The organism is Mesorhizobium sp. M0140, assembly GCF_040322475.1.
Taxonomy (GTDB): domain Bacteria; phylum Pseudomonadota; class Alphaproteobacteria; order Rhizobiales; family Rhizobiaceae; genus Mesorhizobium.
Genome location: NZ_JAMYTM010000015.1, coordinates 89,079 through 110,959, shown reverse-complemented (window position 1 = coordinate 110,959; position 21,881 = coordinate 89,079). Strand labels below are relative to the sequence as shown.

Genomic DNA, 21,881 nt, shown 5'->3' with positions numbered 1-21,881 from the left:
CGTCCGGAATTTCGTAAGAAAAATAATTCCGGCTATCTCAGCAACCGACCTTCGATCGACCAGCGCGCGGCGAGGAAATTCAGCACCGCCGCCACCACGACGCCCCCGATTTTCGCCGGCCACACCCCGATTATGCCGGCGAATAGCGCGATCGAGAGGCTGGAGACACCGAGCGAAATCAGCGCTCCAAGCGTGGCGAAACGAAGGAACGCATCATGCAGCCGGATGGCTCGATTGCGCTCGAACGACCACAAGCCGTTCGCCGCGAAGGAAAAGGTGACGGCGACGAACCAGGCAGCGATGTTGGCCGGCACCGGCGGAACCCCGAGCTTGAGCAGCAGGAAGAAGCTGGCAAGGTCGATGGCCGTGTTCGCCAGTCCGACAATGGCGAAGCGGACGATCTTGCTGCCGGCCGAACGCTGGGGCCGATCGGCTTCGCTCATCTCTTGCCGTCCAAAATCTCGACGCCGGCGCGGGCCAGACCAGCGCCGAATTCGTCCGATGCGAGGGCCGCGAATTCCACCTCGCGCACATCTTGCATGGTGTCGCGCGCGCGCAGCGTCTCGTCGACATGGCCGGGATGGCACATGAACAGCCCTCGCTCCGGCAACCCTTCGACGGCCGCCTGCAGAACCGCAGCGAACTTTTCGGGCTGTCGCCAGTCATAGATGCCGGCGAGCGGCTGGAAAACGATGAAGCCCGCGCGCTGCATCGAGCGGTTGAACCCGGCAGCCAGCGCGGCAATGGCGGCGACTTTCGACCCTGCGGCCAGCGCCGGGGCGCCGCGCAGGGCCGGCCTGTCGGCGCCTTCTGGAAACCGTGTGCGCAGCCATGTGCGCACAACGGGAAGGAAATGCACATGCTGGTGCCCGTCGACGAAATCGGGGCGGCGGCCAAGCGCCTCGACGAAGCGGCCGTACTGGGCGTCAAGCTCGGCATGGACATGGCGGTCGCCGATGCGGCCGCGCAGAACAGGCAAGGCCAGTGCGCGGAGCGGTGGCAGCCGGCCTTCCGGCGCCAAGGCCGACCGGCCGGTGGCGGCCAACTGGTCGGTCAAGGTGAGGTGCAGCCCAACCGCGGCCCGGCCGCACAGCGGTTTTATGCGCTCTGCCTCCTTTGCCCACTCGGGAAAGCCGGTCATGCAGCTGGTGCCGGTCAGGCGCCCCCGATCGAGAAGATCGAGAATCCCGGCGGAAACGCCAGGCGCCAGGCCGTAATCGTCAGCGATCAGGCGAATGCGCCGCGTCATCTGTTCGAAGTGCCCGGCTCCGGCCGGTCGGCGGGGGCCTCGCTGCGCACGACATCGCGCACGAGATAGACCGGCCGATCCTTGCTCTCGCTGAGCGTCACCCAGACATATTCGCCGATCAGGCCAAGCAGGGTCAGGTTGAGGCCGCCGAGCAGAACGACGGCAACCAGCAGGCTGGGGTAGCCCGGAACGGCAATGCCGTAGAAGATCACCTCGAAGAACACCTTGGCGCCATAGAGCGCGCCGGCCATCGCCGCGAGCAGCCCGCTAAGACTGATCAGGCGTAGCGGAATGACGGAGAACGAGGTGAACCCCTCCAGCGAGAAGGCGATGAGGTTGAGCCGGCTCCATTTCGATGTGCCGCTGGCGCGGCCTTCCGGCGAATAGGGCAACGCCTTCTGGCGAAAGCCGGCCCAGGCAAACAGGCCCTTGTTGAAGCGACGCTTGTCACGCAGGCTGGTCAGAGCGCGCGCGACAGCGCCGCGCATGACGCGAAAGTCGCCGGCATTTTCGGGAATATCGAAACGCTGGCTGCTGTTGATCAGGCTGTAGAAAAGCCGTGCAAGCTGGCTGCGCCGCCAGCTCGCCTCGCGGCGGTCGTTCTGGGCAAAGACGACGTCGATGTCCGGATGGTCCACCAGCTCGGCGATCAGCTTCAGGCTGATGTCCAGGGAATGCTGGAGGTCGGCGTCCATGATCAGCACCATGTCGCCGCGCGACTGGTCGAGGCCGGCGAGTACAGCGACTTCCTTGCCGAAATTGCGGCTGAGGCGGACGATCTCCCACGATCCCGTCAGCGCTTGCGAAAATCGTCCAGCGCCATCGTCACCGCTGCCGTCATCGACCAGGATCTTGTGCACGGTCATGCCGAAGCGCTGTGCCACGGCCGCTTCGAGCTCGCCTAGCAGGCGCGCGAAGGCCGATGCCGATGCCGCCTCGTTGAAGAATGGCGCAACGATATCGAGGCTCTGTCGCAACTCAGCCATTCGCGACTCCCGCATTCACCACCTTTTCCCGTGCCTTGGCCCAGAACCACCAGATCAGCGAACCGGCGATGAAAGTGACGGCGACCGGCCGGAACCAGGGGAAGAGGAAATCGTGCACATGGCGCTCGACGCCGCTCAGCCCGGTCACGAACAGCGTCATCGACAGCACCGAGGCGAGGACGCCGCCCCGTTCTTCGCGCCACAACAGGGCGATGGCAAGACCGGCTGGTACCGCGATCATGGCAAAGGTGTTGGGTTCGACGCGCGGGTTGAAGACGCACATGTAGAAGGTGGCCGTCAGGAAGATCGCCAGCGCCGCCTTTCCCTGTTCGAGCCTGCGGTCGAACCAGATGACGGCTGAAAGCGTAAGCAGGGCCATGACCATGCGCACGATCGTTGCGCCGAATTCCGGTATCGGCAGCCCTATCGTGGTGAACGGTGCCGTGAAATCGGTGGACACGAAATGGCTGGTGTTCTCGACGGCCATGGAGGTCAGCATCTGGGCGAAGACACGATACTGATCGTTGAGATAGCCGGCGGGAGCAAAAGCGTAAGGCAGTGCGAGCACGAACAGCACCGCCAGCACCAGCACCGGTATCAACCGGAGCCGAAGGGCTCCTACCAACAACAGCATTATGATCGCGGTCGGCTTGGCGATGATGGCGAGCGAAGCCCAGAAGAACGTCTCCGCCCGTCGTCCTTCCAGCGCCGACAATGTGAGAAGCCAGCAAGCGCCGGTCAAAAGGATCGTCGCCTGGCCGTTGCGGATCGCGCCGAGCGCCATCGGCACAGCGAGGAAGAGGCCGAAAGAAAGCAGCCACATCAACTCGTCACCACCGAGCTTGCGCACCTGCCGCATCGCGGCATAGGTCAGCACCGCAAACCCGAGGGAGTGCCACATCACGCCGCCCAGATGCGGACCGAGCTTGACTATTGGAGTGTAGAGCGCGGCGAAGGCCGGCGCGTAGAGATACCCCATCTCGGATTGGGTATCGTAGAGTGGCAGACCGGCCAGAAGCGCCTCGCTGCCATCTATATAGGCCTTCCATACCGTCCGCGTGTACGGCGACCACAGGACCATGGCAAGAACGACCAGGAACGCTCCGATCCACAGGCCAAACCCTAAACGGTCGAAAACCGGCTTGGAAATCGTCATCAAGGCACCCCACACAATCCCGGAACAGGCTCAGTCCAGCCTGTCCCGGCATTCGATGGCGGCGGCATATCACGGACGCAGCGGCGTGGCATAGGGGGCTTGATGGACGCGGATATCGGCCTGACGGTCCCGCGTCGGCGGATAACCGGCAATCTCTGCCCGCAAAGCCCTCCGAGGCCCCTCGCGTCCAAGCTGCTCGAATCTTTCGAATTGGCCTAAGGCCGGATGAACACCTTGCCGTTCGGCTTGGCCAGTTCCGCTGGCACCCGCGCCATCGCCTCGGCAAGCGGCACCACCGCCGTCACGTCGGTCGACCAGCGCCCATCGGAAAAACGCTTCTGCGCTTCCAGGATCGCCGGGCCGCGGCGATCGCGGAACTGGCGCATCCACTCGCTCAGCCAAAACCCTCCGATATGCTTGTGCTGGAAGATCAGTTGGCCGGGCTCGCGGATAACAGTGGCTTCGGGATCGAGCCGCCCATAGATGATCCAGCGCGAACGCTTCGGCATGACGTCGAAGATGGCGGAAGCCAGCGGCCCGGTCACCGCGTCAAGGAAGATGCGCGGCTGTTCGGCCTTCATCACCTCGCGCAGCGCTGCCTTGAAATCCGGCGCCTTTTCGTTGAGGACGTGCGCCGCGCCGAGCGCTTTCAGCGCCGCGATCTGGTCGTCGCGGCGCACGGTGACGATCGGCCGGAAGCCCTCTCCGCTGGCCAGGCCAATGATCAGCTTGCAGAGCTGGCTGGCGCCGGCGGTCATGACGAAGGCCTTCTCGCCTTCCTCCTTGACGACGTCGAACATGGCGAGCGCGGTGAGCGGGTTGACGATCATCGCCGCCCCATCCTCGTCGCGGACCGTGTCGAGCAGCGGAATGCATGCAGCAGCTTCAGCGACGGCATAGTCGGCCCACGAGCCCCAGTTGGTGGCGCCGGTGGCAAAGGCGACGCGCTTGCCGATCAGGCTTTGGGGATAGGTCTCGTCGCCGCTGGCGACGACGATGCCGACGCCCTCGAAGCCGGCCGGCTGTCCCTTGGCGCGCGGCTGGCCGTACTGGCCCTTGACGAAGGCGATGTCGGAGGGGTTGATCGAGGCGAGGCTGACCTTGATCAGCACCTGCGTCGGTCCGGGTGTCGGCACCGCGATGTTGCCCAGCTCGACATACGGCTCCATCGCCTCCAGCACACTGCCGCTCGGCGTCCTGGTGTAGCCGTCGCCGACCAGCAGCAGCGCCTTCATTTCGGAGGAGACGGCCATTGGAACACTCCGTGCTTGGGTTGTCGGCATCGCCGGATGACGATGCCGACGCTCAGACCTTTTCCTGCGTGTATTTCTTCAGCTCGGTGCGCGCCACCTGCCGGCGATGCACGGCGTCCGGCCCGTCGGCAAGGCGCAAGGTCCGCAGATGCGTCCACGACCGCGCCAGCGGCGTGTCCTGGCTGATGCCTTGCGCGCCGAACATCTGCACCGCCTCGTCGGTGACCTTGAGCGCGACGCGGGGTGCCACCACCTTGATCTGGCTGATCCAGGGGGCTGCGGCGCGGGCGTCGCCCTGGTCGATCATCCACGCCGCCTTGAGGCAGAGCAGCCGGGCCATCTCGATCTCCATGCGGCATTCGGCGATGATGTCGAAATTGGCGCCGAGCTTTGCCAGCTTCTGGCCGAAGGCCTCGCGGCGCAAGGAACGCTGGCACAGCATCTCGAGCGCCATCTCGGCCTGGCCGATGGCGCGCATGCAATGGTGGATGCGGCCGGGACCGAGCCGCCCTTGCGCGATCTCGAACCCCCTGCCCTCGCCGAGGATCAGGTTCGATGTCGGTACCCGCACATTGTCGAAGCGAAGGTGCATGTGGCCGTGCGGCGCGTCGTCATCGCCATAAACCTGCATGGCCCGGACCTTGGTCACACCCCTTGTGCCTGATGGCACCAGGATCATCGAATGACGGCGGTGCTGCGGCTCGTCATCGCCGCCGGTCCTGACCATGACGATGTAGATGGCGCAGCGCGGATCGCCGGCGCCCGAAGCCCACCATTTCTCGCCGTTGAGCACGTAGTCGTCGCCCTGGCGTTCGCAGCGCATGGCAATGTTGGTGGCATCGGACGACGCGACATCCGGCTCGGTCATCAGATAGGCCGAGCGGATCTTGCCCTCGATCAGCGGTTCCAGCCATTCTTTCTTGTGGTCGGCCGAGCCGTACCGTTCCAGCACCTCCATATTGCCGGTGTCGGGCGCCGAACAGTTGAAGGTCTCGGCGCCGAGATGCGCCTTGCCCATCTCCTCGGCCAGATAGGCATATTCGACGGTGGAAAGGCCGTAGCCGCGTTCCGAGCCGGTCAGCCAGAAATTCCACAGGCCGCGCTCCCTTGCGGTTTTCTTCAGCCCTTCGAGGATCTCGCTCTGGCGCGCACTGTAGACCCAGCGGTTGCCTGCCTTGCCCACCTCGCTCAGAAATTCCCTGTCGAGCGGCATGATCTCGTCGCGCACCATGGCCGCGACGCGCGTGTGGATCGGCTTCAGCCGCTCGGTCATGCCGAGATTCATCTCCGTCATCGGTCGCTAACCCTTCATGCATGCCAGGCATTTTGTCAGTGGCAAGGATGACCGTACTTCGGATAGCCTTGTCAACGCGAACTGTTTGCCCGCATGCCGAGCGCGGAGGATTGTGATGAGCTATCTGGACGAGCTGTTTTCGGTGGCCGGCAAGACCGCGCTGGTGACGGGTGCCGCGACCGGCATAGGCCGCATGGCGGCGACCGGGCTGGTCAGGGCCGGCGCCAGCGTGATGATCGCGTCGCGCAAGGGCGAGGATTGCATCCAGGTCGCCGAAGAGTTGAACGAGCTTGGTGCACCGGGCCGGGCCGAGGGCTTCGCCGGGGACGTTTCTAGCGAAGCCGGCATCGCTGCACTCGTCGCCGCGGTCAAGGCGCGGACCGGGAAACTGCATATTCTGGTCAACAATGCCGGCGTCTCCTGGGGCGCGCCGCTGGAAAGCTTCCCCTATTCGGCTTGGGCCAAGGTGTTTGGCGTCAATGTCACCGCGGTCTTCCATCTGACCCGCGAATTGCTGCCACTGCTCGACGCCGCCGCCAGCGACGCCGATCCGGCCAGGGTGATCAATCTCGGTTCGGTGATGGGCACGCAGCCGCTGGCCGACGACGCCTATTCCTACACGGCGTCCAAGGCAGCCGTGCATCATCTGACCCGCACCCTTGCGCTCGAGTTCGCCGGCCGCCGCATCACCGTCAATGCCTTCGCTCCCGGCCCCTTCCAGAGCCGGATGACGGCATTCGCCACGGGCACGGATGAGCAGGCCAGGCACGTCGGCAGCCATGTTCCGATCGGCCGTATCGGCGCACCGGATGACATTGCCGGCGCAACGCTCTATTTGTGCAGCCGTGCAGGCAGCTACATCACCGGCGCCATTCTGCCGATCGACGGCGGACAGTCGGTGCAGCATGGGCTGACCTTGTTCAAGGAATGACATTTTCCGGCCACAGAAGCCGGAGGTGAACTGGAGGACATGAGCGTGGAACCGATCAGTCTCGATGTGCTTCTGGCCAGTGTCGGCAAGGAGGTTGGCGTGTCGCCGTGGCGGGCGGTCACGCAACGCATGATCGATCAGTTCGCCGACGCCACCGACGACCACCAGTTCATCCACTGCGATCCGGAGCGGGCCATGCGCGAAACGCCGTTCGGCGGCACCATCGCGCACGGCTTCCTGTCGCTGTCGCTGTTGTCGGCGATGACCTTCGAGACCATGCCGCCGCTGGAAAACGGCAAGATGGGCGTCAATCACGGCTTCGATTCGCTGCGCTTCCTGGCGCCGGTGAAAACCGGCGCGCGCATCCGCACGCGTTTCGTGCTGGCCGACGTCAAGGTCAGGCCGTCGGGCTGGGTGCAGACCGCGCATGACGTGACGATCGAGATCGAGGGTTCGAAGAAGCCGGCACTGACCGCGCGCTGGTTGACGCTGACCTTGATCGAACGCCAGCCCGAGACGGCATGAGTGATCCCGTTCTCGACCAGGCAGCGCTTGCGCCTTACCTCGAGGCGAACATACCTGGCTTTTCCGGGCTTGCTGCAGTCGAGAAGTTCAAATCCGGCCAATCGAACCCGACCTACCTTTTGACGGCGGCAAGCGGCCGTTACGTGCTGCGCGCCAAGCCGCCGGGACAATTGCTGAAATCGGCGCACCAGGTCGACCGAGAATTCAGGGTGATGAGCGCGCTTGCCGGCACCGCCGTGCCTGTGCCTGCCATGCTGCATCTGTCGGCGGAAGACTCGCCCATCGGCCGCATGTTCTATGTGATGGATTTCCTCGACGGCCGCATCTTCTGGGATCCGGCCCTGCCGGAGGCTCGCGACAACGAAGAACGCGCCGCCATATACGATGCCATGAACGCCACTCTTGCCGCGCTGCACGAGGTCGATGTCGAAACAGTGGGACTCGGCGATTTCGGCCGGCCGGGCAGTTATTTCGAGCGCCAGCTGGCGCGCTGGACGAGCCAGTACCGCGCTTCGGAAACCGGCACCGTCGCCGATATGGATCGGCTGATTGCCTGGTTGGAGACGCATATGCCCGCCGATGACGGCCGCGTCTCGCTGGTGCATGGCGATTACCGGTTGGACAATCTGATCTTCGCGCCGGACCGGCCAAAGGTTCTGGCGGTGCTCGACTGGGAACTGTCGACATCGGGCCACCCCTTCGCCGATATCGCCTATCAGTGCATGCAATGGCGGCTGCCGCATAGCTCGGGCTTTCGCGGCCTGGGCGGTGTCGACCGGTCCGCGATCGGCCTGCCTTCCGAAGAAGACTATGTCGCCAGCTACTGCCGGCGGCGCGGACTCACCAGTATCGGCAACTGGACGTTCTTCCTCGCCTTTTCCTTCTTCCGGCTGGCTGCGATCTGCCAAGGCGTCTTCAAGCGGGCGCTGGACGGCAATGCCTCCAATCCGGAAAAAGCCCGGACCTATGGCGAGGCGGTGAAGCTGCTTTCGCGTCTTGCCGCGAAGCTGATCGACAAGGAGGCGTGATGGCCGCTTTGACGGAGCAACGGTGTTGATCATGGGTGCCGCCAACTTCGACGAGCGTGGGCACGATCCGAAGCATACCGCTTGGGAACTTCCCATGCCCTTGTCCGTTTCCGTACAGCGTATATAATTTAGCCAGCCACCAACCAACCAAAGGCACCAGATCTTGCCGCAGAGCGTCCAGACACGCCGCGAGAAACAAAAGGCCGAACTGCGCTCCGAACTGGTCGAGGCCGCGCACAAGCTCGTCCAGGAAGAAGGCTATGAAGGCCTGACCATCCGCAAGCTGGCCAAGCGGGTCGGCTATGCCCCGATGTCGGTCTACTCCTACTTCGCCGACAAGCAGGACATCCTGTTCGCTCTGGCCGAGGATGCATTCGAGACACTCGCCCGCCGCATCGAGGGGCATCCATCCGATGATCCGATCGAGGCCTTGCAGGCGGTGATGACCGAATATGCCGCTTTCGGACTCGGCAATCCCAACGAATACCGCACCGTGTTCATGACCGAAAAGACCAAGCTGCCGGAAGGCTACAACGAAATGGAAGAGAGCAACCCTGCTATGAAGGTGCTGATCAGCAGGGTCGAGGCCTGCGTCACCGCCGGCAAATTGCAGGGCGATCCGCGCGCCATCGCCACCATGCTGTGGGCGGTCGGACACGGCACGATCTCGCTGCTCATCACCTTTCCTTTTTACCCCTTCGGCGATCCGCAGGCCTTCGTGAAGCGGATGTGCGATTTCACGCTTGCGACGCTCAGCACGCAAAACGTGCCGCCACTGACCGAGACACCGGTCACCTGCTGAACGCCGTTTCCTTTGGTTTGTGTATTCCCCTCCAGACCTGGGGGTTTCTTGGTTAACAAAAAATTTATTGTACGCGTACGGTTTTCCTTGAACTTCGCGATCGACGGGCGTATATGTACAGTGCATCGTACATGTACGAGAGAAATTCACCCGTCGAAAACGGAGACTGACAATGAAAAAGATACTCCTCACCCTCGCCGCCGTGCTGGCACTTTCGGGCTCGGCCTTCGCCGCCAACACCACCCACCCCGTCAAGCATGCGCCGGTGGCGGCCTGCGTTGACACCAAGACCAACGTGAAGCTCGATTGCGCTTCGACCGGTTCGGTCGAGAAGAAGGGCGCCACGGAAAATACCGCTGAAGGCAAAGGTCCGCGCCTCGGCATCGACATCAATCCTTGGATCGTGCCGAGCTCGTTCTGATATTTGCAGGACATCACTTCTGGCCGGCACAAGCCGGTCAGGTGGAAACTTCAGCTGACCGAAACCGGCAGCTTCGCCGCTGAACTCTCGAAGGCCGCGTCAATCAGCTTCTGCATGTCGGCGGCACGCCGGAACGACGGATCGCCATTCCGGCCTGTATCCAGCGCATCGGCAAAGCGTCGCGCATTGCGCTTGACACTGGGCAGCGCCAGCGTTCGCCATTGCTGAAGATCGACATCGCCGCCGAGACAGGCCGACAGGTTAGATGCCTTGCCGTCGGTCTCGACCCTGATGGCGCCCTTGGTGCCGTGCAGGGCCAGCGACAAATCGTTGGCGTGGCCGGTCATGTAGCGGCTCGCCGCGATCGTGGCGAGCGCGCCGGAACTGAGCCGGGCCGTCATCGCCACGCTGTCATTGGCATCCAGCAGATAGTCGCCGATGCGCTCGCCCTCGGCCTTCGGAAACGTCACCAGATCGGCGTGGAGGCTGACGATGTCCTGATCGGCGCCATAGGTGGCGAAGTCCAGGATGTGGATGCCGACGTCGCCCAGCACGCCGGTTGAACCGTGCCGGCTGGACAAGCGCCACAGCCATTTGTCCTCGACCCGCCAGTCGCCCCATGACTGGCTGACCAGCCAGCTTTGCCGGTAGCTCGCCTCGACATGGCGCAGCTCGCCGATCTCGCCGGCCAGCACCATGCGCCGCGCTTCATGAATCGCCGGTGAGTTGCGATAGGTCAGGTTGACCATGTTGACCACCCCTGCAGCCTCGGCCGCTTCGGTCATATCAAGCGCGTCGGCGTGGTTCGGCGCCAGCGGCTTTTCGCAAAACACATGCTTTCCCTGGGCAAGCAGCGCCAGCGTCGTCGCCATATGCGCACCATCCGGCGTCGCGTTGATGGCGGCATCGAACTGACCCCAGGCGATCGCCGCCTCCAGGCTCTCGAAAGATTCGCCGATCTTGCTGACGGCGGCAAACGCTGCGGCGCGGCCGGGCACCTGGTCGACACAGGCGACGATGCTGCAGCCCGGGATCTCGGCAAACTCCTCGACATGATGCCCGGCGATACCGCCGGTGCCGAGCAGAAGAATTCGGTGCATTAGCCCCAAGCCCCAATCAACTCACGCCTTAAGCAATTCAGGCCCCGATCAGCTCAGGCCCGAATCAACTCAGGCCCTTGTCGCCGTCGGCATGCAGGCGCAGCCCCTTCTGCACGATCTTCTCCTTGGCCGCATCCGTCGGCACGTTCGGCGCGTTGGTGATGCCGGACCAGGCCGGCGCCGGGTTGTGCGCCCAATGGACGGCGTTGCGCAGCACCTGCTGCACGCCCTCATTGTGATAGATCGGATAGGTCTCGTGGCCGGGCGAGAAGTAGAAGATCCGTCCTGCACCGCGCTGGTAGGTCAGCCCGGATCGGAACACCTCACCACCCTCGTACCAGGAGACGAACACCGTCTCGAGCGGCTCCGGCACGGCGAACGGCTCGCCATACATTTCCGTCTCGCCGATCTCCAGGCACTCGCCGATGCCTTGCGCGATCGGGTGGCCGCGGTTGATCGCCCAGACGCGCTCGCGCTCGCCCGCCTCGCGCCATTTCAGCGAACAGGGCGTGCCCATCAGCCGCTTGAATATCTTCGAGTAGTGGCCGGAATGGAGCACGATCAGGCCCATCCCTTCCCAGACCCGCTTCTGCACCCGCTCGACGATATCGTCCTTGACCTCGCCATGCGCCGCGTGGCCCCACCACAAAAGCACGTCGGTGGCCGCCAGGCGCTTCTCGCTCAGGCCATGTTCGGGTTCCTGCAAGGTGGCGGTGGTCGCCTCGATGCCCTTGTCCTGGTTGAGGGCGGCGGCAATGGTGCCGTGCATCCCCAAGGGATAGAGGTCGCGCACGGCTTCATTGGTCTGCTCGTGGACGTTCTCGCCCCATACGATCGCTTTTGTCGGCATTTTCATCTCCCAAAGCGCTTTAAATAGCATGTCCAAGGGGATTGAGAAGGCCCGATGAGATCTTGCCCGATGGAAACTACGGCTTGCGCCTCTTGCGCCCGGGCACGGTCTTGGCCTTGCCTGGTTTTGCCGGAGCTCCAGGAATGGCCGTTCCAGTGATGGATATCGGATCGCTGGCCGGGAACGTGTCTTCGAGGCCTTCCTCGAGTTCGTCTTCGGCGCTCGGCGCTTCGTGCCGCTCGTGTTCGAGCGAGCGGACAGCCGATGTCTTTATGACCGGCGACTTCGGCGCGGAATTCGACGGCATCGGCATTCTCCCTCGGCGTGCGGATGCAGAACGAGCGTGCCCTGCAAAACGTTCCGAGTTCAGACCGCCGCGTCGCGCGATCCCTCGGACAGCAAAGTAAAGACATAGTCCGAGAAGGAACGCCAGCATTCGACCCGGAAGGCGTCGTTACCCGTGCGCAGCAGCACGATCTCGGTCTTGCCCAGGATGGTGCGCGACGCTGCTCCCACCGGGAAGGCGTCGAGCGACAGGTCCTGCGGGCAGCCCGCATTGATCGCCGCCGCCGCTCCGGCACCCGTCACTGATATCGCGATGTTGCGATGCGAGACGCCGACCGCCGAATGCAGCGCGGATACTTTGGCGCAATCGGCGAGCGGATCGTTGTCGGCCTCATCGATGACCAGCCATTCGTCGGGGCCGAGCCACAGAGCGGTGCGCCCGCCGTTCGCGGCAGCGGTTTTCGGCTTGTTCGGCAAGGTCACGCCGAGCGCCTTTGAAAGCGCTGCGACCGAAGCCTCCGGCGCCCGTAATGAAACGCGCTCGGCCGGCGGCAGCACCTCGACCTTGACGCTGGCGGCAGTGGTGCTGCGCCCAGCCAGCGCCGGACGGCGTTCGACCGAAGGCGATGCGGCCGGAGCCGTCTTTCTTGCAGCGGCCTTAGCCATTGAGGCGCCCTCCCGTCTCGTCGAAGAACACCATGCCGGTAACCTCCACTTCGATCACCCCGTTCGGCATCGGCACATAGAGGGTCTCGCCCATCCGGTCGCGGCCGCCGGCGACCAGCGCCAGAGCGATCGAGCGGCCGCAATTTTCCGACCAGTAGCTCGAGGTGACATGGCCGATCATCTTCATCGGGATCGCCTGCTTCGGGTCCTCGACGATCTGCGCGCCCTCTTCCAGCACCACCTTGGGATCCCTGGTCTTCAGGCCGACCAATTGCTTGCGGCCCTTGGCGACCAGATCTGGCCGCGTCAGGCCGCGGATGCCGACGAAGTCCGGCTTCTTCTTGCCGACCGCCCAATCGAGGCCGGCGTCGTTCGGCGTTACCGTGCCGTCGGTGTCCTGGCCGACGATGATGTAGCCCTTTTCGGCGCGCAGCACGTGCATCGCCTCGGTGCCATAAGCAGCCGCACCATGCTTCTGGCCTTCGGCCCACAGCGCTTCCCAGACCGCCTGGCCATAGTCGGCCGGCACGTTCACCTCGAAGCCGCGCTCGCCGGTGAACGACATGCGGAACAGCCGCGTCGGCACGCCGCAGATCTTGCCTTCGCGCACCGACATGTGCGGCAGCGCCTCGTCCGACATGTCGATGCCTTCGAGCAGCGGCGCGATGATGTCGCGCGACTTGGGTCCCTGCACCGCGATAACAGCCCATTGCTCGGTGATCGAGGTCAGCCAGACATTGAGATGCGGGAACTCGGTCTGGAGATAGTCCTCCATATGGTTCATGACGCGCGGCGCGCCGCCGGTCGTCGTCGTCACGTGGAAACGGTCGGGGGCCAGCCTGCCGACGACGCCGTCATCATAGATGAACCCGTCCTCGCGCAGCATGATGCCGTAGCGGCAGCGGCCGGGCTGCAGCTTCTCCCATGGGTTGGTGTAGAGCAGTTCCATGAATTTGGCCGCGTCCGGCCCGACCACTTCGATCTTGCCCAGCGTCGAGGCATCGAACAGGCCAGCCGTCTTGCGCACGGCGACGCATTCGCGGTCGACCGCCGCGTGCATGTCCTCGCCCGCCTTGGGGAAATACCAGGCGCGCTTCCACTGGCCGACATCCTCGAACATGGCACCTTGCGCCTCGGCCCAGGGATGGATCGCGGTTCTGCGTGTCGGGTCGAACAGCGGACCTCGCGCATGGCTGACGATCGCGCCGAAGGTGACCGGCGTATAGGGCGCCCGGAACGTGGTCAGGCCGACTTCCGGGATCGGCTTGCCCAGCGTCTCGGCGGCAATCGCCAAGCCGTGCATGTTGGAGGTTTTGCCCTGGTCGGTCGCCATGCCGTTGGTGGTGAAGCGCTTGACGTGCTCGATCGAGCGCATGCCTTCGTGCACCGCCTGGCGGATGTCCTTGGCGGTGACGTCGTTCTGGAAATCGACGAAGGCCTTCACCGTCGTATCCGACCCGGCGCCGGGCGCTGCACCCAGCATGCCGCGCGACCAGCTCTCCGAGGCGTCTACCTTCGGCTTGCTGCCCTTGGCGGTTTTGGCACCCGCATCCCTGGCCGCCTTGGCGCCTGCCGCATAGGCCTCATCGACCGTCGCAGACAGCCCGTCGGTGCCGTTGCAGGCGCCGACCGAGACGCAGTCCTGCGCATAGATGCCCGGCACGAAGCGCTTGGTCTCGTCGTTGAAGGCGACCTTTCCGCGCGACTGCGAGAACAGATGCACCGACGGCGTCCAGCCGGCCGACATCAGTATCGCATCGACCGCGATGGTGCGTTCGCCGCCGCCATTCTTCGGCTGCACGGTCATCGACGAGACCCTGAGCTTGCCGCCGGCGCGGATCACCGCGCGGCCGAAATTGACCTCGATGCCGAGCGCCCTCGCCTCGTCGATCACCGGTCCGGTCGGATTGTCGCGCAGATCGACGATCGCCGCCACGTTGACGCCGGCTTTCTTCAGGTCGATCGCCGCTGCATAGGCGGAATCATTGGCGGTGTAGACGCCGACATTCCTGCCGACGGCGACGCCATAGTGGTTGAGATAGGTGCGCGCGGCACCCGCCAGCATGATGCCGGGCCGGTCATTGTCGGCAAACACCATGTGGCGCTCGATCGCACCGGAGGCCAGCACCACGCGCTTGGCCCGGACCTGCCAAAGCCGCTCGCGCGCCAGATCGTGGCCGGGGGTCCTCAGATGTTCGCTGACACGCTCGACCAGCCCGATAAAATTCTGCGCATAGTAGCCGAACGCCGTCGTGCGCGACAGCACGCGGACATTGTCCATCGCGGCGAGCTTCGCCACGGCAGCTTGCGCCCAGGCAAAACCGTCCTGGCCGTCGATCTTCGCGCCGCTCTCGAAACGCAGGCTGCCGCCGAACTCGGCCTGCTCGTCGGCGAGGATGACGCGCACGCCGGTCTCGGCCGCCGCAAGCGCTGCCGCGATGCCTGCCGCACCGCCGCCCAGCACCAGCACGTCGCAATGCGCATAGCGCGATGAATAATGGTCGGGATCCGGCTGGTCCGGGGAAACGCCAAGACCGGCCGCGGCGCGGATCTTTGGCTCATAGAGCGTCTTCCACGCCGCTTTCGGCCACATGAAGGTCTTGTAGTAGAAGCCGGCCGAAAGCAGCGGCGAGGCGATATCGCTGACCGCACCGAGGTCGAAGGACAGTGACGGCCAGCGGTTCTGCGACTGCGCATCAAGCCCATCATAGAGCTCCTGCACGGTCGCCCGCACGTTCGGCGTCTTGCGTGCCGCGTCGCGCCTGATTTCGACCAGGGCGTTCGGCTCCTCGGCGCCCGCCGACAGGATGCCGCGCGGACGGTGGTACTTGAACGAACGGCCGACGAGATGGACGCCATTGGCGAGCAGCGCCGAGGCCAGCGTGTCGCCCTCGATGCCGGCATAGGACTGGCCATCGAAGCTGAACCGCGCGGTCTTGGCTTGGCTGAAGCGGCCAGCGCAGGGAATGCGGAACGCGCCGCTCATTTGGCAACCACTTCGTTGGAGTTTTTCGGCAGCTTGGTGGGTTTGGGCTCGCCGGCCTTGTAGGTCATGACGAATTTGTCGGTGACGGTGTCGCGTACGGCATTGAAGAAGCGCGCACAGCCATGCATGTGCCGCCAGCGCTCATAAATGATGCCCTTGGGGTTGGAGCGGATGAAGAAGAACTTTTCAAAATCGTCGTCGCTCTCGCCGGCCATATTGGCCGAGCGCGCGATGTGCGCCTCGCCAGCGTTGCGGAACTCGAGTTCCGGACGCTCTTCCTCGCAATAGGGGCAGCGGATGAGAAGCATTGTCCTGGTTCCTACAATTCGCCGTGGCCGACGTGGGCGCCCGCCGGTTGATCGCAAAGCTTCTGTCCCAAGGTCGCGAACGGTGCGACGAGCCGGATGCGCTCTTCCACGCTTGCAGCGGGACGAAACAGATCGCGGGACGCCATGTTGCCGAGGGTGAGCTGCATCGGATCGGTGGTGACGATGACTTGACGCGGCTGGAATGTCTCGGCCTCGTCGAGTCCTTCGGGTCGTCCCTCGAAGAACATCACCACTCTCTGGCCGCCACTCCAGACGCAGGCCAGCGTGCCGTCATCGACCGAAAACGGCCAGACGGTTTCGTTGCCGGTGCGGCTGATCGGCTGCGTGCGCACTTCGTCCGGCGAGGGAAAATGGAACATGCCCCGTTCCCCCGCCAGCACTTGTTCCCCCGCCAGCATCAGCGGCATCGCGACAGCCATCTGCGCCATCATCAGTGCGCCACCGCCGCCGCCGCCGCCTCGTCGATGAGCCGTCCGGTGCGGAAGCGCTCGATGGTGAAGGGCGCGTTGATCGGATGCGGATCGTCCCTGGCGATCGTATGGGCAAAGACATGGCCCGATCCCGGCGTCGCCTTGAAGCCGCCCGTGCCCCAGCCGCAATTGACATAGAGGCCGGGCACCGGCGTCTTGGCCAGGATCGGCGAGCGGTCGGGCGTGACGTCGACGATGCCGCCCCACGAGCGCAGCATCTTCATGCGCGTGAAGATCGGGAACATCTCGCAGATGGCGTCGAGCGTATGCTGCAATATGTGCAAGCCGCCGGTCTGCGAGTAGGAGACATACTGGTCGGTGCCGGCGCCGATCACCAGCTCGCCCTTGTCGGACTGCGAGATATAGGCGTGCACCGTGTTCGACATCACCACGCAGGGAACCACCGGCTTGACCGGTTCCGACACCAGCGCTTGCAGCGGATAGCTTTCCAGCGGCATGCGCACGCCGGCCATGTTCATGATGACGGAGGAATGGCCGGCGGCAACGACGCCCACCTTCTTGGCGCCGATGAAGCCGCGCGTCGTGTCGACGCCCATCACCGCGCCATTGGCCGCCCGCTTGACCCCGGTAACCTCGCAATTCTGGATAATGTGGACGCCGCGCGCCGAGGCGCCGCGCGCATAGCCCCAGGCAACGGCGTCATGACGGGCCGTGCCGCCGCGCCGCTGCAGCGACGCACCGACCACCGGATAGCGCGCCTCCTTGGAGGTGTTGAGCGGTGGGCAGAATTCCTTCGCCTGCTCCGGCGTCAGCCACTCATTGTCGATGCCGTTCAGCCGGTTGGCGTGAACGTGACGCTTCAGCACCTGCACGTCGTGCACATTGTGCGCGAGCATCATGACGCCCCGCGCCGAATACATGACGTTGTAATTGAGCTCCTGGCTGAGCCCGTCCCACAGCTTCAGCGCGTGGTCGTAGATGCCGGCGCTCTCGTCATAGAGATAGTTGGAGCGGATGATGGTGGTGTTGCGGCCGGTGTTGCCGCCGCCGAGCCAGCCCTTTTCCAGCACCGCGACATTGGTGATGCCGTGCACCGTGGCGAGGTAATAGGCGGTGGCCAGGCCATGGCCGCCGGCGCCGACGATGATGACGTCGTATTCTTTCCTGGGCTCAGGCGAGGACCACTGTTCCTCCCAGCCCTTGTGGCCGCGCATGGCTTCCCGGGCGATGGCGAATACCGAATATTTCTTCAACGTCCCAACCTCGCCCCAAAAAGGCTTCGCGAATGGCGGCCGGCGTTCGTTCGGTCCCGGCGCGCGAGGTGTATCACTAGCGAAACAGCGCTTCCACCCTTGCGCTGTTTGCGACGGCGCTTGCCGTTTTGCGCCGTGGTGAAAAAGACGCATCTGGTGCGTCGGCGCTTTCCAGCATCTTGGCACGTATCGGGTGGCTCGCCTTGCCTCGATCTGCGACCAAGCACCCCAACTGCCGGTCAGGCCGGCGCGAAGAAAAGGATGCAGAAATGTTCGCACTCGCAAACAAGATCGCCATCGTCACCGGCGCCAGTTCCGGCATCGGCCGGGCCTCGGCAAAACTCTTTGCCGAGGAAGGCGCCAAGGTCATCGTCGCCGCCCGCCGTCAGGCCGAGCTCGATACGCTCGTCGCCGAGATAGAAGACAATGATGGCGCGGCCATCGCGCTTGCCGGCGATGTCAGGGACGAAGCCTATGCAAAGGCCCTTGTCGATCTGGCGGTCGAAAAGTTCGGCGGGCTCGACATCGCCTTCAACAATGCCGGCGCCGTTGGCCGGATGGGGCCGATTTCGGACCTGCCGCTGGAGGGATGGCGCGAGACGCTCGACACCAACCTCACCAGCGCGTTTCTCGGCGCCAAATACCAGGTGCCGGCAATGATCGAGCGCGGCGGCGGTTCGCTGATCTTCACCTCCACCTTCGTTGGTCACACAGTCGGCATGCCCGGCATGACTAGTTATGCCGCGAGCAAGGCCGGCCTGATCGGACTGACACAGGTGCTGGCCGCCGAATACGGCCCGAAAGGCGTGCGGGTCAACGCGCTGCTGCCCGGCGGCACCGACACACCGGCGGCAACCTTCAAGACCCCGGAATCACGGGTTTTCGTCGAAGGCCTGCATGCTTTGAAGCGTATCGCGATGCCGGAGGAGATCGCCCGCTCGGCACTCTATCTCGCCTCCGACGCCTCGAGCTTCACCACCGGAGCGGCTCTGTTTGCCGATGGCGGCGTGTCGATCAACCGGACGTGAAGATTCCAGCGGCGGGACGCATGTTCATAGCCGCCAGGCAAACGGCCGCTCTTGATTTTTCGCCGCGATTTGGCGATTCCGTTTATGTCCAAAAGCGGGGTCTGGAACCATGATGCTGATCAGAACCTATGTGACTGCGAGTGCGATCGAAGGTGTCGGCGTGTTCGCCGCGGAGCCGATCAGGAAAGGCGCTTCGATCTGGCGGCTCGATCCGGATTTCGACCGGCTGATCCCCATGGACAAATACGAGACGGCACCCCCGCATCTCAGGGAGCTGCTCGACCGCTATGCCTATCCGAGCCCGGACCGGCCAGGTTTCCTGGTCTATGAAGTCGACAATGGCCGCTTCATGAACCATTCCAGCAATCCGAATACGGATTTTTCGCAATATGGCGGGGCCACCGCGACCCGCGACATCGGCGTCGGCGAGGAGATCACCTGCGACTACGGCGAGTTCTTCGAAAATTTCGAGTTGCTGCACCTCGCGACGGCCTAGTCGGCTCCTTATATCAAGGCAAACAGACGGCGGCTGGCCCCGCAAATTCATTTCCGCTGTGGACAGCGCGGCATGATTCTGCTATCAGCCGCCACAATTCGTGGTGTAAACCGCCGCGGAGGCTAGTGGCTATGGCCGCTTGCCTGTTGATATCAAACCCGAAAGACAGGATTGCCCGTGCAGGTACTCGTCCGCGACAATAACGTTGATCAGGCGCTTCGCGCTCTCAAGAAGAAGATGCAGCGCGAAGGCATTTTCCGTGAAATGAAGATGCGCGGTCACTACGAGAAGCCGTCCGAGAAGCGCGCCCGCGAAAAGGCTGAAGCCGTTCGCCGCGCCCGCAAGCTGGCCCGCAAGCGCGCCCAGCGCGAAGGCCTGCTGCCGATGACGCCGCGCCCGGTCGCTGCTGGCGCCGCCGGCGGTGCAGGTGGCGCTCCGCGTCCGCCGCGGTTCTAACGCCAATTTTTCGTCCTTTTCGAAGGATATCAGAGGTGGCGCGATGTGGAATCGCCGCCACCTTTTTGTTTGATGTGACCGGTCCGGAGGGGGAGCCGGACCTGAACGACGCGGCTTGAAGTGAGGACAGGGCAGACATGAACGCAACAAGCGTGGAGCGCGGGACCGCATTGCGTGGTTTCGCCCTGACAGCAGCCCTGCTCTCCGGACTGGCGCTTGCCGGCTGCCAAACGGCAGGCCCGACCGGTGAATTCAACAACATCGACAAGGCGCAAGGGTCGAGCGAGAACATTTCCTCGCTGTCGGGGGTCATCCAGCGCAATCCCCAGGATCCCGAAGGCTACAATGTGCGCGGCTCGGCCTATGGCCGTGGCGGTCAGTACCAGGCGGCGCTCAAGGATTTCAATCAAGCCATCCAGCTCAATCCGAATTTCTTCCAGGCCTATTCGAATCGCGCGCTCATCCAGCGCTTCCTCGGCAACCAGGAAGCCGCGCTGGCGGACTACAACCGTTCGATCCAGATCAACTCGAACTATGACGCCGCCTATATCGGCCGCGGCAATCTCTACCGCAAGGCGGGTCGCACCCAGGACGCCTTCAACGACTTTCAGAAGGCGATCCAGCTCGATACGACCGACGCGCGCGCCTACCACAATCGAGGCCTGATCTATCAGAGCCAGGGCCAGCACAAATTCGCCATCGAGGACTTCTCGACCGCCATCTCGCTGGCGCCGGACGCCGCCGAACCCTACAATGGCCGCGGCCTCTCCTATCTGGCGACCAACGACGAAGACAATGCCTTCTCCGATTTCAACATGGCGATCAAGCTCGACGGCAGGAATGCCGAGGCCTGGTCCAACCAGGCGCTGATCTATGAGCGGCGCGGCGACAAGGCGAAGGCCGCGAAATCCTATAAGGAAGCCGTTCGCCTCGACCCTACCTACCAGCCGGCCAAGGATGGCCTCGCCCGCGTCAGCTGATCTCGGTTTCGGCTTCCCATACAAATCCGCATGACATCCAAGTGCCGCGGGATTCTTTGCGTGTCCGAAAGGACGCACTTCGCAACCGCGCATTAACCCCGGCAGGAGGCTTTCGGCCCCTGCCTTGATCGCGCCAAGTTTTCGGCGGAACGGTCTACCCACCCAAGCCGTTGTTGAAAGTATTTTGCGAAAGGACCCTCCCATGATCAAGAAACTCGCCTGCGCCGCTGCCCTCGCCACGACGATGTTCGCGGTGGCTCCGGCCAGCGCCGGCAAGCTGCAACTCGGCACGCTCGATTGCACCATCGACGGCGGCACCGCTTATATCGTCGCTTCCAACAAGGGCGTGTCCTGTGTCTTCCGGCCTCATCATCACGGGCCGTCCGAGGTTTACACAGGCGTCATTTCCAAGATCGGCCTCGATGTCGGCCAGACGCATCAGGGCCAGCTCGTCTGGGCCGTGCTGGCTGCGACCCGGGACAGTGACGGAGGCGATCTCGCCGGCAGCTACTACGGTGTCAACGCCGAAGCGAGCGTGGTGACCGGCGGCGGCGCCAATCTGCTGGTTGGCGGCCTGGACAGCGCCTTCATGCTGGAGCCGCTCAGCGTCCAGGCGCAGACCGGCGTCAACCTTGCCGTGGCCGTGACCTCGCTCCAGTTGATCCATTCATTCAAGTGATTGCATGGAGCCGTGCGCTCCATGCCCCTCACTCCGCGGCGCGGAACCAGATAGGATGGTTCCGCGCCGTTTGATTTTGGAGGGGAACCATCATGCTGAAGACAGCCATAGCTGCCGCCGTGTTCACCACGCTATCCGGAGCGGTGCAGGCGCAGGACCGAGGCATGGAAGTCGGTACGCTTGACTGCGCCATAGGCGGCGGCACCGGCTTCATCTTCGGCTCGAGCAAGGATCTGAGCTGCACCTTTAACCCCGCCGACAAAAGCTTCGCGCCGGAAGCCTATTTCGGCGCTGTCAACAAATACGGCCTCGACATCGGCACGACGAAGCAGACGGTCATGCAGTGGATCGTGCTGACGCCGCTGAAGAACATCTATGCGCCGGGTGCGCTGGCCGGCGACTACATCGGCGCCAGCGCGGAGGTGACGGCCGCCGTCGGCGCCGGCGCCAATCTGCTGGTCGGCGGCTCCTCTCAGGCCTTCACCTTGCAGCCGCTCAGCTTGCAGACGCAGACCGGCATGAACCTCGCGATCGGCGTCAGCCAATTCCAGCTGCGCAGCACCGAGAACTGATCGCGCAACGAACCCGCAACCGGAAAGGCTGCCGCGCGAACGATCTTCAAAAAAACCGCTTGAGCTCAACCCCGGTTGAGGTTTTACAAGCCTGCCCCGAACGCCACAACGCCTCGATCCGGCGC

At 63.9% G+C, this 21,881-nt stretch carries 25 protein-coding genes; 11 read left to right on the top strand and 14 right to left on the bottom strand.

What is annotated here, in order from left to right; genetic code table 11:
* Positions 1 to 32: 32 nt before the first annotated feature.
* The 6 genes from NKJ37_RS17185 to NKJ37_RS17160 all read right to left on the bottom strand — a co-directional run bounded on the left by NKJ37_RS17185 (position 33) and on the right by NKJ37_RS17160 (position 5,938).
* Positions 33 to 443, bottom strand: coding sequence for a GtrA family protein (locus tag NKJ37_RS17185; protein WP_023810108.1), 411 nt, complete (start codon positions 441 to 443; stop codon positions 33 to 35).
* Positions 440 to 1,249: a ChbG/HpnK family deacetylase gene (locus tag NKJ37_RS17180; RefSeq protein WP_023810109.1), complete on the bottom strand. Its 810-nt coding sequence runs from the start codon at positions 1,247 to 1,249 to the stop codon at positions 440 to 442. The genes NKJ37_RS17185 and NKJ37_RS17180 overlap by 4 nt, the downstream gene beginning before the upstream one ends.
* On the bottom strand, positions 1,246 to 2,235 hold the full coding sequence (locus NKJ37_RS17175) for a glycosyltransferase (RefSeq protein ID WP_023810110.1): 990 nt from the start codon (positions 2,233 to 2,235) through the stop codon (positions 1,246 to 1,248). The genes NKJ37_RS17180 and NKJ37_RS17175 overlap by 4 nt, the downstream gene beginning before the upstream one ends.
* The gene (locus NKJ37_RS17170; RefSeq protein WP_023810111.1) at positions 2,228 to 3,391 is read right to left on the bottom strand and encodes a glycosyltransferase 87 family protein; all 1,164 of its coding nucleotides are present in this window, start codon (positions 3,389 to 3,391) and stop codon (positions 2,228 to 2,230) included. Before NKJ37_RS17170 ends, NKJ37_RS17175 begins: the two co-directional genes overlap by 8 nt.
* 215 nt (positions 3,392 to 3,606) lie before the next feature.
* On the bottom strand, positions 3,607 to 4,644 hold the full coding sequence (locus NKJ37_RS17165) for a zinc-binding dehydrogenase (protein WP_352774443.1): 1,038 nt from the start codon (positions 4,642 to 4,644) through the stop codon (positions 3,607 to 3,609).
* A gap of 52 nt (positions 4,645 to 4,696) precedes the next feature.
* Entirely contained in the window at positions 4,697 to 5,938 is a 1,242-nt protein-coding gene (locus tag NKJ37_RS17160; protein WP_352629500.1) for an acyl-CoA dehydrogenase family protein, read from the bottom strand.
* Between the two features lie 115 nt (positions 5,939 to 6,053).
* Between NKJ37_RS17160 and NKJ37_RS17155 the strand changes: the two genes are divergently transcribed.
* The 5 genes from NKJ37_RS17155 (at position 6,054) to NKJ37_RS17135 (ending at position 9,645) form a co-directional block, all read left to right on the top strand.
* Positions 6,054 to 6,869 (top strand): SDR family oxidoreductase, encoded by an 816-nt coding sequence (locus NKJ37_RS17155; protein ID WP_023810114.1) that lies wholly within the window; start codon positions 6,054 to 6,056, stop codon positions 6,867 to 6,869.
* A 39-nt stretch (positions 6,870 to 6,908) separates the two neighbouring features.
* Positions 6,909 to 7,394 carry a MaoC family dehydratase gene (locus tag NKJ37_RS17150; protein ID WP_023810115.1) on the top strand — a complete coding sequence of 162 codons (486 nt, stop codon included), beginning with the start codon at positions 6,909 to 6,911 and terminating at the stop codon, positions 7,392 to 7,394.
* Entirely contained in the window at positions 7,391 to 8,422 is a 1,032-nt protein-coding gene (locus tag NKJ37_RS17145; protein WP_352774441.1) for a phosphotransferase family protein, read from the top strand. Before NKJ37_RS17150 ends, NKJ37_RS17145 begins: the two co-directional genes overlap by 4 nt.
* A 163-nt stretch (positions 8,423 to 8,585) precedes the next feature.
* Positions 8,586 to 9,224 (top strand): TetR/AcrR family transcriptional regulator, encoded by a 639-nt coding sequence (locus NKJ37_RS17140; protein WP_352774439.1) that lies wholly within the window; start codon positions 8,586 to 8,588, stop codon positions 9,222 to 9,224.
* Positions 9,225 to 9,396: 172 nt separating this feature from the next.
* Complete coding sequence (locus NKJ37_RS17135; RefSeq protein WP_023810118.1) at positions 9,397 to 9,645, top strand: DUF680 domain-containing protein; 249 nt, start codon at positions 9,397 to 9,399, stop codon at positions 9,643 to 9,645.
* A 50-nt stretch (positions 9,646 to 9,695) separates the two neighbouring features.
* Here the strand turns inward: NKJ37_RS17135 and NKJ37_RS17130 are convergent, their stop codons facing one another.
* The 8 genes from NKJ37_RS17130 to NKJ37_RS17095 all read right to left on the bottom strand — a co-directional run bounded on the left by NKJ37_RS17130 (position 9,696) and on the right by NKJ37_RS17095 (position 17,545).
* On the bottom strand, positions 9,696 to 10,745 hold the full coding sequence (locus NKJ37_RS17130) for a Gfo/Idh/MocA family protein (protein WP_023810119.1): 1,050 nt from the start codon (positions 10,743 to 10,745) through the stop codon (positions 9,696 to 9,698).
* 64 nt (positions 10,746 to 10,809) lie between these two features.
* Complete coding sequence (locus NKJ37_RS17125) at positions 10,810 to 11,595, bottom strand: ThuA domain-containing protein (protein ID WP_023810120.1); 786 nt, start codon at positions 11,593 to 11,595, stop codon at positions 10,810 to 10,812.
* A 76-nt stretch (positions 11,596 to 11,671) separates the two neighbouring features.
* Positions 11,672 to 11,902: a hypothetical protein gene (locus NKJ37_RS17120; protein ID WP_023810121.1), complete on the bottom strand. Its 231-nt coding sequence runs from the start codon at positions 11,900 to 11,902 to the stop codon at positions 11,672 to 11,674.
* Between the two features lie 59 nt (positions 11,903 to 11,961).
* Positions 11,962 to 12,546 (bottom strand): sarcosine oxidase subunit gamma, encoded by a 585-nt coding sequence (locus tag NKJ37_RS17115; protein ID WP_023810122.1) that lies wholly within the window; start codon positions 12,544 to 12,546, stop codon positions 11,962 to 11,964.
* Positions 12,539 to 15,532: a sarcosine oxidase subunit alpha gene (locus tag NKJ37_RS17110; protein WP_352774436.1), complete on the bottom strand. Its 2,994-nt coding sequence runs from the start codon at positions 15,530 to 15,532 to the stop codon at positions 12,539 to 12,541. The genes NKJ37_RS17115 and NKJ37_RS17110 overlap by 8 nt, the downstream gene beginning before the upstream one ends.
* Complete coding sequence (locus NKJ37_RS17105) at positions 15,529 to 15,840, bottom strand: sarcosine oxidase subunit delta (protein WP_023810124.1); 312 nt, start codon at positions 15,838 to 15,840, stop codon at positions 15,529 to 15,531. The genes NKJ37_RS17110 and NKJ37_RS17105 overlap by 4 nt, the downstream gene beginning before the upstream one ends.
* Positions 15,841 to 15,851: 11 nt before the next feature.
* The gene (locus NKJ37_RS17100; RefSeq protein WP_023810125.1) at positions 15,852 to 16,292 is read right to left on the bottom strand and encodes a hypothetical protein; all 441 of its coding nucleotides are present in this window, start codon (positions 16,290 to 16,292) and stop codon (positions 15,852 to 15,854) included.
* On the bottom strand, positions 16,292 to 17,545 hold the full coding sequence (locus NKJ37_RS17095; protein WP_023810126.1) for a sarcosine oxidase subunit beta: 1,254 nt from the start codon (positions 17,543 to 17,545) through the stop codon (positions 16,292 to 16,294). The genes NKJ37_RS17100 and NKJ37_RS17095 overlap by 1 nt, the downstream gene beginning before the upstream one ends.
* 269 nt (positions 17,546 to 17,814) lie before the next feature.
* On the opposite strand from NKJ37_RS17095, the gene NKJ37_RS17090 reads away from it, so the two are divergent.
* The 6 genes from NKJ37_RS17090 to NKJ37_RS17065 all read left to right on the top strand — a co-directional run bounded on the left by NKJ37_RS17090 (position 17,815) and on the right by NKJ37_RS17065 (position 21,756).
* Positions 17,815 to 18,573 carry an SDR family oxidoreductase gene (locus NKJ37_RS17090; protein WP_352440902.1) on the top strand — a complete coding sequence of 253 codons (759 nt, stop codon included), beginning with the start codon at positions 17,815 to 17,817 and terminating at the stop codon, positions 18,571 to 18,573.
* A 109-nt stretch (positions 18,574 to 18,682) separates the two neighbouring features.
* Positions 18,683 to 19,069 (top strand): SET domain-containing protein, encoded by a 387-nt coding sequence (locus NKJ37_RS17085; protein WP_023810128.1) that lies wholly within the window; start codon positions 18,683 to 18,685, stop codon positions 19,067 to 19,069.
* Between the two features lie 177 nt (positions 19,070 to 19,246).
* Positions 19,247 to 19,525 carry a 30S ribosomal protein S21 gene (rpsU, locus tag NKJ37_RS17080; RefSeq protein ID WP_023810129.1) on the top strand — a complete coding sequence of 93 codons (279 nt, stop codon included), beginning with the start codon at positions 19,247 to 19,249 and terminating at the stop codon, positions 19,523 to 19,525.
* A gap of 137 nt (positions 19,526 to 19,662) precedes the next feature.
* Positions 19,663 to 20,505 (top strand): tetratricopeptide repeat protein, encoded by an 843-nt coding sequence (locus NKJ37_RS17075; protein WP_027037653.1) that lies wholly within the window; start codon positions 19,663 to 19,665, stop codon positions 20,503 to 20,505.
* 202 nt (positions 20,506 to 20,707) lie between these two features.
* Positions 20,708 to 21,184, top strand: a complete 477-nt coding sequence (locus NKJ37_RS17070) for a DUF992 domain-containing protein (protein WP_027037654.1) — start codon at positions 20,708 to 20,710, stop codon at positions 21,182 to 21,184.
* Positions 21,185 to 21,276: 92 nt separating this feature from the next.
* On the top strand, positions 21,277 to 21,756 hold the full coding sequence (locus tag NKJ37_RS17065) for a DUF992 domain-containing protein (RefSeq protein WP_352774434.1): 480 nt from the start codon (positions 21,277 to 21,279) through the stop codon (positions 21,754 to 21,756).
* Positions 21,757 to 21,881 lie beyond the last annotated feature (125 nt).